The organism is Burkholderia sp. MR1-5-21 (assembly GCF_053427715.1).
Window position 1 is genome coordinate 1 of the sequence record NZ_JBSAXD010000065.1, and the last position, 10,088, is coordinate 10,088.

At 60.8% G+C, this 10,088-nt stretch carries 10 protein-coding genes and 1 pseudogene; 8 read left to right on the forward strand and 3 right to left on the reverse strand.

The genetic code is table 11. From position 1 onward, the window contains the following. The first annotated feature begins 363 nt into the window (after positions 1-363). On the forward strand, positions 364-1,242 hold the full coding sequence (gene ypfJ, locus ACV229_RS40085; protein ID WP_448088578.1) for a KPN_02809 family neutral zinc metallopeptidase: 879 nt from the start codon (positions 364-366) through the stop codon (positions 1,240-1,242). Between the two features lie 237 nt (positions 1,243-1,479). After that, positions 1,480-1,635 (forward strand): hypothetical protein, encoded by a 156-nt coding sequence (locus ACV229_RS40090; protein ID WP_448088579.1) that lies wholly within the window; start codon positions 1,480-1,482, stop codon positions 1,633-1,635. A 131-nt stretch (positions 1,636-1,766) separates the two neighbouring features. Here the strand turns inward: ACV229_RS40090 and ACV229_RS40095 are convergent, their stop codons facing one another. Together ACV229_RS40095 and ACV229_RS40100 are read right to left on the reverse strand one after the other, a co-directional pair. Then, on the reverse strand, positions 1,767-2,027 hold the full coding sequence (locus tag ACV229_RS40095; protein WP_448088580.1) for a transcriptional regulator: 261 nt from the start codon (positions 2,025-2,027) through the stop codon (positions 1,767-1,769). A 162-nt stretch (positions 2,028-2,189) separates the two neighbouring features. Then, positions 2,190-2,519 carry a hypothetical protein gene (locus ACV229_RS40100; RefSeq protein WP_448088581.1) on the reverse strand — a complete coding sequence of 110 codons (330 nt, stop codon included), beginning with the start codon at positions 2,517-2,519 and terminating at the stop codon, positions 2,190-2,192. A 321-nt stretch (positions 2,520-2,840) separates the two neighbouring features. Between ACV229_RS40100 and ACV229_RS40105 the strand changes: the two genes are divergently transcribed. The 6 genes from ACV229_RS40105 (at position 2,841) to ACV229_RS40130 (ending at position 9,697) form a co-directional block, all read left to right on the forward strand. After that, positions 2,841-3,329 carry an NUDIX domain-containing protein gene (locus tag ACV229_RS40105; protein WP_448088582.1) on the forward strand — a complete coding sequence of 163 codons (489 nt, stop codon included), beginning with the start codon at positions 2,841-2,843 and terminating at the stop codon, positions 3,327-3,329. A 1,160-nt stretch (positions 3,330-4,489) separates the two neighbouring features. Beyond that, positions 4,490-5,878, forward strand: a complete 1,389-nt coding sequence (locus ACV229_RS40110; protein WP_448088583.1) for a TIR domain-containing protein — start codon at positions 4,490-4,492, stop codon at positions 5,876-5,878. A 51-nt stretch (positions 5,879-5,929) separates the two neighbouring features. Continuing rightward, a complete protein-coding gene (locus tag ACV229_RS40115; protein ID WP_448088584.1) occupies positions 5,930-6,406 on the forward strand; it encodes an RT0821/Lpp0805 family surface protein in 477 nt (158 codons plus the stop codon). 52 nt (positions 6,407-6,458) lie between these two features. Next, positions 6,459-7,235 (forward strand): S1 family peptidase, encoded by a 777-nt coding sequence (locus tag ACV229_RS40120; protein ID WP_448088587.1) that lies wholly within the window; start codon positions 6,459-6,461, stop codon positions 7,233-7,235. A gap of 66 nt (positions 7,236-7,301) precedes the next feature. Next, positions 7,302-9,257, forward strand: a complete 1,956-nt coding sequence (locus tag ACV229_RS40125) for a hypothetical protein (protein ID WP_448088585.1) — start codon at positions 7,302-7,304, stop codon at positions 9,255-9,257. After that, positions 9,254-9,697 carry a PGDYG domain-containing protein gene (locus ACV229_RS40130; protein WP_448088586.1) on the forward strand — a complete coding sequence of 148 codons (444 nt, stop codon included), beginning with the start codon at positions 9,254-9,256 and terminating at the stop codon, positions 9,695-9,697. Before ACV229_RS40125 ends, ACV229_RS40130 begins: the two co-directional genes overlap by 4 nt. 165 nt (positions 9,698-9,862) lie before the next feature. Here ACV229_RS40130 and ACV229_RS40135 read toward each other — a convergent pair. Further along, positions 9,863-10,088 (reverse strand): annotated as a pseudogene (locus tag ACV229_RS40135) (hypothetical protein); the annotation flags it as partial.

The following is a 10,088-nucleotide window of genomic DNA, read 5'->3' on the forward strand; positions in this document are numbered from 1 at the left end:
TCTCGTCTTCTCGTCCTCTCAGGCCGCGTGTCGTCATTTTGCAAAGAATGACGATATCGCAGGCTCGATCGCTCTATGCTCCGTATTTTTGCGATAAGCCGCCAAGGGCGGCAAAATGGCGGCGGCCACGCGCGCCGTTGCGGGACGCGCGCCGGTCTGTCATTCGGGCGCCCCGATTGTCGTGTATCGACATGTCTGCGAGGCGGTAACGCGTGACTGGCCGGGGTGTGCCGCGGTTGCGTGGTTGCCCGGTTTCGGCGCCACCGCGCGATGGCGAGCCGGACGCTGTCCGTCGCATTGGGAATTTCTCGCCTGCCGGGGTCTGTCCGGCCGGCGCAACGACAACGAAGGGAGGAGCCGGCCATGAGGCTGGACGACGAAACCGAAAGCCAGAACGTCGAGGATCGCCGCGGTGCCGGCGGTAGTTTTGGCGGAGGGCGAGGCGCGACGATCGGCATCGGCACGATCGTCGTCGCGGTCGCCGCATCGTATTTCTTCGGGATCGACCCGCGCGTGATTCTCGAAGGCGCGTCGGCGCTGCAAGGTGCGCAGCAGCATGCTCAGCCTGCGCCGGCGCAGCGCCAGGGGCCGCCTGCGACCGACGCCGGCGCGGTGTTTACGCGCAAGGTGCTCGGCAATATCGAACGGACCTGGACGACCATCTTCGCGACGCAACTGCACGAGCAGTACCAGCCGCCGAAGCTCGTGATGTTCACGAACGCGACGCCGACGGCGTGCGGCACCGGGCAGACCGCGATGGGGCCGTTCTACTGTCCGGCCGATCGCAAGGTGTATATCGATCTCGGCTTCTACGACGAACTGCGCCGGCGCTTCGGCGGGGGCGGCGATTTTGCGCAGGCGTATGTGATTGCGCACGAGGTCGGTCATCACGTGCAGAACCTGCTCGGCATTTCCGGGAAGGTCGACGCCGCGCGCCGGCGGTCGAGCGAAGCGCATTCGAACGCGCTGTCGGTGCGGATGGAGCTGCAGGCCGACTGTTTTGCCGGAGTGTGGGCGAACAACGCGCAGCGCGCGAACCAGCGGCTGATCGAGCCGGGCGATTTCGAGCAGGGATTGAAGGCGGCTGCGGCGATCGGAGACGATCGCTTGCAGCAGCAAGGGCAGGGTTATGTGGTGCCGGAGACCTTTACGCACGGCACCAGCCAACAGCGTGTGTACTGGCTGCGGCGCGGGCTCGAATCGGGGCAGTTGAGCGCGTGCGATACGTTCGCGGCGCGGTGAAAGGTGGGGGCGGGGATTGCGCTGTCGGGATGGGTCGCGCAGCGCGCACTGTGCGTCCGATTTGGAACGAACATTGCGCACGCAAGCAGATTCCAATGTTAGTTCGATCCTCGGCGAGCGCCGGCATGTCGGTGACCCCAATCATATGAGGGGTTTTGCGCATGACGCAGGTATCGGGAAATAGTGTCCCAAGACGCCTAAAATTCAGTCATGGTCGCGTTCGGCGTGGAGGCTACCATGACTCAGTCAATGATTGGTGTGGTGGTTGGTTGTGCGGTGGTCGCGGTTGTCGCAGTCGCGGTGGTTCGCCGTTACTGGAGTGAGCATCCTGGCCAGAACATGGCTTTGTGGCTGGATTCCCACCACATGGGCTGGATGCATCGCAAACATTGACATCTCCGCACAGGTGGCGAGAACACCGGCTTGTCGAAGATTATCGGGGGGCGGAACCCGCGGCCGCGGGCGGGAGGGTTGCGTAGATTTCGTGCAGAGGGCGCTTGCACGCATCGACGGAATTCGGGATCTCATTCCGGTCTGTCGAAGGCACCTGCTTCGAGATCTTTCCTGAAATGCTGTAGCCAGTCGCTTTCGTCGCCGATCACGTATTCCTTCGTAATCTGCGTCGAGAACCGGGTTATGGTGACATAGCCCTGTAGCCCGAGGTTCTCGTCACCCTTCGGGTCCGTCGTATCCGTTTCCTGAAGATCGAAATCGCCTTCTGCCAAACCACGGCGCTCCAGGGTCGCCAGAAAGTCTCTGTGTTCATCCGGTTCGATCAGCCGCATGTTCAGCCACCTCGTGTTCAGCGGAGATGTCGCGGGGCCCGGTGCCTCGGGGGCGACGCTACCCGTTCAAGCGTTGAAATCATGCGCAGCGAACTCGTGAGGCATGCCTCGTAATTCCACGCATACGGAGCTGCCTGGCGGCAAGCATCATTGGCCGCGGTTTTACCGTCTGGGGCCTTTCATGCTTTCCGACTCCATGGCCGCATTTCGCTCCTCACTCGCCTCGATGGGATCCATCGCTTCGTCAACCGACGCCGTTGCGCGCTCGGCGGCCGCTTTGGTTTCGTCTTCCAGGGAGTCGGCATCGTCGTCGGGTTCGCTGTCGTCGTCAGCCGGGGGTAGCAGCATGTCCTTGAGCATCGCGCTCAGCTCCGGCGTGTCCCACGGCAGGCCATGCCTGGTTCGGACCTTTATGTAGTGTCTGACTTCCGCGTCCTGCTCCGCTGTAAGCGGCAGCCCCCGGAAGGTGCTTTGGGGGTCGGAGTTTGTCATCACTGCCTCCTCCTGATACTACTTTTTCAGTGTAATCCCATTGTGACCGTGAGAGTCGTGACTGCGTCGGGTCGACGACGGAAGTTCGAGCCGGAATCAGCGCGATCGAGCGCAGGCCGACGACGAACTTTCGGGTTCGGCCATGAACGGTCAGTCGACATGTGCCCTTGAATTGCTGACAATCGCTATCCCGAACGGGAACAGGCACTGGCTAGACTGCGGTTTCCAAAGCAGTGGTGCGACTCACGCCAAATTACCCAAGCCACACGAACGTGTACGACCCGGAAGATCCGTTGATCATGAAAGGAAAGGAGAGACCCCATGCCGAGCCTTGAGCGAGCACGACCGGCTATGCTTGTCGACGCTGTCTGGCGCACGGTGCTTCGCATCGGATTCCGGCTCGCGCGCGTCTGGTGGCACCTTCGACGGCCTCGCCATGAGGGTGCGCTGGTCGCAATCTACGTCGGGCGGGCGCTGTTGATGGTCAAGTCATCGTACCGGGCCGAATGGAATTTTCCTGGCGGCAGTCTCCGGCCCGGTGAGACGCCTGACGCAGCGGCGCAGCGCGAAATGGAGGAGGAAATCGGTCTCTCGTCGTACCCGTTATCCCCCGCGGGCAGCGCCTGCGGCATCTGGGACGGGCGACGAGACCGGGTGCATTTCTTTGAACTGCACCTCGATTGCTTACCCGAACTGCGGCTTGATAATCGCGAGATTATCGCCGCGCATCTGGCATCGCCGGAGGAATTGGGCGGCCTCGCACTGACAGGGGCGGTCGCTGCGTATCTCGGCAGGGATCGCTGCTGTTAGTCGGCTCATTTCCGTTTCTGACATCTCGGTGGCCCCAGGCAACCGGTCGGTCTCCGCCCGTAGCGTCAGATATTGGGGGCGTGCGACCGACCGCGGACAGGGGCCGCGAATAAAAGTCCGTCGTCAGGCGGTTCCACGAACGCCCCCGAAAGACACCAAACTTCGACACACCGGCTGAGCGATTTCATCGATTCGTTGCGTTGACCGGTTGAACCCGCAGTCGACAGCACGCATTCACTGGCAGTGACAGCAGACACCCATCAGCGTCGATAGCTGAATGCCCGCCCGCAAAGGCCGAGAAGCAGCATTCGAGCGATTGAATCGAATGACCGGTTGTTGTGCGGAGCGACGCCTGAACGTCAGGGTCGCGGCAAGCAGAATGTCTCCTGGCGGCCGGTCACACACGTGTATGCACGCCGCCTGAAAGCTGCCTGCCAGGAATCCAACGTCCGCTTCGTGGAAAGTTCGTCGAACCGGTTTTGAGTCGGCGGAGAGCCTCAATCGTTTTCCGCTGAATAAATGAGTATTGCGATCGAAGAAGAAAGCATTCTCTGATACGTCTGAATAGGTGCTTTTGCACGGTACGGAAGCGATGCTCATGCGGAAAAACACTTACAGCACCTACCACCCCGATCATCTATCTTCAAAACAATCGTGGTGAGAAACGACGCAGCATTTGCTGAATTCTGACATTTTTCATTCAGAATTCTTTCAATCAGTCACTCGCGAATATTGCCAAGTCGAATGGCGAGGCGAATCCAGGTGGCGGAAGGCTATGAAGTGAATGAAAACGCAGCTTGTCGCGGCCTGCATAGATGATTCGACTCACCTAGAGAAAGGGCGTATGCCCCAATGCCGTTAATTTCCTAATAAGGGTTGAGCGACTTTCAGGCGGTATATATCCCCGATAAATCTGCGTTTTGTTAAGGCCTATTGTTGAAACCCCAGGCTACTCTGCAGTTGAATGCCGGGCCGATCGATACGGGGTCCGCGGGGCCACACCGCGGCCCATTACGGACAGTCGATGGAGTTGCCCAACCTTGGGGGTTGCCTGAATTCAATGGCAGATCCTATGATGATTGGCGTCGTTGGATTAATCCGCTCATATTATTAATAAGAAAAAGTAAAGATTTTGCCTCTCGTCATCGGAGCGTTCGCAGATGTCCAATCCCGTGGGTTTCTGGAGCTACGCTCGTAGCGACGATGCGCACAGCGATGGGCATTTGAGCCAGCTTCGCACCATCGTGGGTAAAGCGATTGCTTTGCAATATGGTGCCGATATCACAATCTGGCAGGACATTCAGGCTATTCCACCCGGAGCGGACTGGGCTGCTTCAATCGAACGAACAATTAGCCAGACCGTCTTTTTCATTCCGATCGTCACTCCCCGCTACCTGAAAAGCCCGCATTGTCATGCGGAGTTCCAATCCTTTCACCGCCGCATGATCGCATTGGGCCGTGATGATCTCACCTTCCCGATTCTCTATGTCGGCGTCGATCAGGTGGCCGCCGACGAAACGGCATTTGGACAGGAACTGGACGAGCTTCGTCGACATCAGTGGATCGATTTTCGGCCGCTACGCCACGCCGATCCGCGGTCCCATGAGGTCTGGACATGGGTCGATGGGTTGGCTGAGAACATCTTGAAAGTGGCGGTGCCGGTGTCGAAAGCGGAACACGTCGCCGAAGAGAGCCGCCGACGCGAGTTGATGGCGGTAGCCGAAGAGGCGCGCAAGCGAGATGTGGCGGCGAAAGCAGCCGAAGAGGCACGCCAGCGGGAGGCGGCGGCCAAAGCAGCCGAAGAGGCACGCCAGCGGGAGGCGGCGGCCAAAGCAGCCGAAGAGGCACGCCGGCGGGAAGTGGCGGCAAACGCGGACGAGGCCGCGCGACGGCATGAAGTGGCGGCAAAGGCAGCGGAACAACAGCCCCGTCCGACGGACATCAGCGCTGAGTACACGGCAATGCACGCACCCGTCGCGCAACCGCGTACCGCTGCGGCACCGGCTTCGGAAGGGCAGACGGCTGTCGGACCTGCACGGATGAAGCGGATTGGTGTGCCAGCCGCCGCGGTGGGTGGACTGGTTGCCGTAGCCGGCGCGTTGGCGATGGTGTTCATGCGCCACGAAGCCCCACACGCGCCGACTGTGATTCCCGCGTCCACGCCGGCGGTCAGTCCACCAGCGCTGCCAGCGACCCCGGGCGTGGCCAGCGCGACATTGCAACCGCACGTGCCGGACCTCCAGGGCAGTGTCGACCAGATTCTCGATTCCGCAGCACTCATCGTCTCGGGAAAGATCGTCAACCTGTATGGAGTCCGGGGTGTGGACGGTCGCCCGGCACGATCGATGCAACGCTACCTCGAGAGCGAGGGAAACCTGGTTCAGTGCTTTGCACGCGATGACGCGTACCAATGCTTTGCAAACGGGCACGACATCGCTGCGCACGCAATTCGTTCGGGCTGGGCACGCACCCGGCACGGAGGGCCACCCCAGTACGAGGCGGACGAACAGGAAGCGAGGAACGCACGGGTCGGCATTTGGGCGAAGTAGCCGTGCGTTCCCCAAATCAGTTGTTGAGGGAGAAAAGCGATGAATAAATGTTTGTCGGCATTGGTCTGTGCCAGCGTGGCCAGTGTGATCACGACCGGGTGCGCGCAAGACGGATCAAGCAGCATGAACAAGACGACGTCTGGCACGCTGCTCGGTGCTGGCACAGGCGCTGCGCTCGGCGGCCTCTTCAGCCATGGCAGCGCCGGCGCGATCGTCGCCGGCGGCCTGATCGGCGGTCTCCTTGGCGGCGTGATCGGCCATCAAATGGACGTGCGCGATCGCGAGGCGCGGGATCGTGCCGTTCAGGAAGCGCTGCAGAACTCGAAGAACAGCCAGACCAGGCACTGGCATAACGCGAAGACCGGAAACTCCGGCAGCATCAAGCTGTTGAATGGCTACACGGCGTCACCGAGCGCGCAGACCTGCCGGGAGTTCACCGAAACGTACGTGAAGGAAGGGAAGACATATGAGCAGACTGCGCATGCCTGCCGCAACGCGAATGGCGAGTGGAAACTGGCGGACAAGTGACATTGCCGCCGCGGGGCAGGTCAGACATCGCAGTCGCTCATTCTTGCTCTGCATGATCGTTGCTGCCGGCCTGCTGGGAGGGAAGGCCGCGAATGGATCGTGCGACGATGCCGGCGCTTTTCGAATGCGGTTTGCCGGCGAAGAAGCAGAGGCGTTGAGTGCAGACGCAAGCCAGATACGCGGCAAAGGCGGTACGGAGAGCCGAGCAGGTCTTTTCCGCAGCGGCACGGCATTTTTTGTCACGCGCGCGGGCGAAATGCTCACAAGCGGTCACGTGGTGCGGGGCTGCGAGCGGATTGAAGTCTGGCTGGATGACGTTTCGAGCGTTCAAGCATCGGTTGAGTCGATCGACGACAAGTTGGATGTGGCGCTGCTGGCAACGCATCATCACGTGACCCGAGTCGCCGTTTTCGGTGCGGAACCTGTTCGCAACGACAGTTCCGTGTTCACGATCGGATTCGGTCTCACGCCGTCGTCGCCGCTTGTGCCGGTCATCACGCGCGGACGTGTGGACAGCACGGCACGCGCAAACCGACGTCGCTTTCTGGTCGTGCAGGCGATGCTGCATCAAGGCAACAGCGGCGGGCCGGTCATCGATGAACGCGGACGTCTGGTCGGCATGGTCGTCGGACGCTACGTGGACAGGCCCGACCTGGGCGTAGTCGTTCGTGCCGGCGAGCTTGCGCGATTTATCGGCGCGACGCGCAGCATCTCGCGCAATTCAACGGGTCATTCTGCTCAAGGAGATGCGGAGAAACATCTGCGCGAGATTTCCGTGCTGGTTCAATGCGTCGATGCTGCTGTTGCGAAATTTTCGATGCGCAGTTGAGATTGCTTTGGGACGCGTTTCGAATCACGACCCCTGACCGATGTCCATTTGTTCGACTGCCCGCCCATGGATACCGACACGCAAAGTTTCCCCCGGCTGCCGCCCTCGATTGCGCTGCTTGTAGCCGGACATCGCGAAGAACGGTTGATGCAGCACGCCGGTTACGAGAACGGCGACGGTCCCGCGTTCCGGACGTTGTACGCCGTGCTTGATCGGTTTGCGGGCATCCACACCTCTGCCGAGGATGTTCACGTGCTTTTTCCGAGCACGCTGTACATTCACAGACGACCGGTGATACGCATCGTGACGGGTCAAGCGGACGGCGTCGACAGATTCGCAATGAAAGCGGCTGAGTGGCTCGGCGTGCCCGTCGATCTGGTGACGCCCGACACGCTGTGCGCGGATTACAAGGCGATCGCGGCGCGCTCGGTCGGCTTCGGCTGTCCACCGCATCGGCTGCACACGGATGATGCGCCGTTTGCGATGCGCGACGAACTGGCGTTCAGCTATGCGGACATGCTGGTGGCGGTATGGGACGGTGGCCCGGCTCACGGCACCGCGGGGGGGGTCGTGCGCCTGATTCGACGGGCGGTGCAGGCGGGGCTCCCGGTACTGTGGATCGACCTGGAGGGATCGCTTCGGACCATCGCGGCGGATCGCATCACCGAGGAATGTCTGTACCGGTTGGATCGGCGCGACCTGGAGGACGGGCTGCTGCGAACCCTGTTTACCGTTTGCGATCCGGAAACAGGCGTGCTGATCGACGCTCTGCGACGCCGGCTCAATCCGCTCGACGACAAACTGGTCGTGCCAGACCGGGAAACGGAGATGCTGGCTCGCTATGCCGCCGAGCATTGCGGCTGCAGTTTCCTCGAACGACGCGCCGGCTGCTTCCATGAAACGATGACGGCCCTCCTTCGCCTGGATGGCCACGAATTCCTGCGCAGCGTGCGCAAATTGGCTCTGGGGGAAAGGCCGACGGAACCGGGTGACAGCCCGGCACCGGACATGGCCGCAAAGCGTCGCTTGGCAACGCCTGACGGCCTCCAATCGCGTTTCGAATGGTGCGATAGCCGGGCCAACATCTCGGGCGGCAAGCATCGTAGCAGCATATGGGTGTTGTATCTGCTCGCATCGGCCGCGGTATTTGCATCGGTGATGGGAATATTGAAGCTCGGCTTTTGCGTTTGCTCGAGCATCGGTTGCGTCTGCTTTTGTGCGTCGTTCTGGAACGGCGTCGAAATTGTGTTGCTTCTTCTTATTGTCGCGACGGTTTTTCATGCCCGCTTCAAGCATTGGCACCGCATCTGGCTCGGTCATCGTTTCGTCGCGGAGCAAATTCGCTATCTACGGATCTTGCGGCCGTTCCTCGCGATGCCCGCTCCGTTTCAGGAACCGCTATTCGTGCACACGGATGTGCGACGCACGGGGCACCGATTGCGCAGTGCGGAGCTATGGATCTTGCAGCGCTCGCTAAGCGCCGATGGACTGCCATCGTATTATGAGGGTTACGAATTCGCATTGGCGAACCGCGCCGATCTGGCCTCCGAATTGCGCCAGGAGATCGGTTGCCAATCTGCGTTTCACAAACGCACGCATAGGCATGCACATCGATTGCGCGAAGTGGCGGAGGATCGGATTCCTAATTGTCTATTTTTTTTGGCGCTAGGATGCACGATAGGTCACCTCGCTCTGGAGATCATGTACCCGCAGAATCATTCGCCAGGCATGGCCTTGCTCCAACTGATCAGCGCGTCATCTCCGGCACTGGCAGCCGCCCTGCACGGCGTGACGACGAAGCTGGAAATCGGGCGTGTCGCGGCGCAATCGCACAAGGTGCGCTCGCGCCTCGTCGTGCTGGAGTCGGTGGTGACGAGCGGCATGGAAAGCCCGAATCCGCCCGATTGGGCCGCAATGTCGGGCTTGCGCGCGGACGCTATCGAGGTGGCATCGTTGCTGTCGCGCGAAAACGAACAGTGGCGGAACCTGATTCGTTACCAGGAAACAGATATCCCCGCATGATTGATACGCCATCGATGCCGGACCTGACAAGCAACCCCGAAGCATGGCGCGTGATAAAGCGGCCTGCACCTGTTACGGTGCGCTTTGCCGACGAGGACGGAACCTGCGCGACGCTGGAAGGGCCGGTGCGCTATCGAGCGGGTGACGCCCTGGCCACCGGGATCGTGGGCGAACAGTGGCCGATCAGCAGGGACCGCTTCGATCAGACCTATGAACGTGTGAGCGACGGGATATACAGGAAGCGCCCTGTCGTGGTCCATGCACTGCGTTTGCAGTCGGCGATGCGCGTGCCGGTCGGCGGCGAAGGCGACGTGCTCGAAGGTCGGCCGGGCGACTGGCTGCTGCAGTATGGCGACGGCGAGTACGGGGTTGTTGATGCCGAGGTGTTCGAGCGGATGTATGAAAGGGTTGGCGAGTCGGGCGCACGCGATACGCCGTAAAGAAAGTTTTCGGCAATGCGGCCCGCTGTCCCCGTCGTTCTGGCGCGCGGCTGAACGTGGCGATCGACAGTAAGCTGCACACATGTGACTTGACAGCGTTACGCGTTCGCGATTGGCCTTGACAGTTAGCTCATCCAAGCGCTGCGTCTGAGCTGTGTCCGGTCATCACACGCCTTTGCTGCCGGCAAAGACGGAATTGGCTTCTTCGAACAGCTGCATGTTCTTCTCTAGATCGTAGCGTTGCTCAAGGAGGGTCTCTGGGTCCCACTCACTGCGTACAACACCGAAAAAGTCACCACCGTAAACGTGGATCGCGCCCGTCAAACGAGATATAGGGTTAGTCACTGAATGAATGATGTTACGTCCAAGTGGTTCCGCGTCCTTCTCGCAT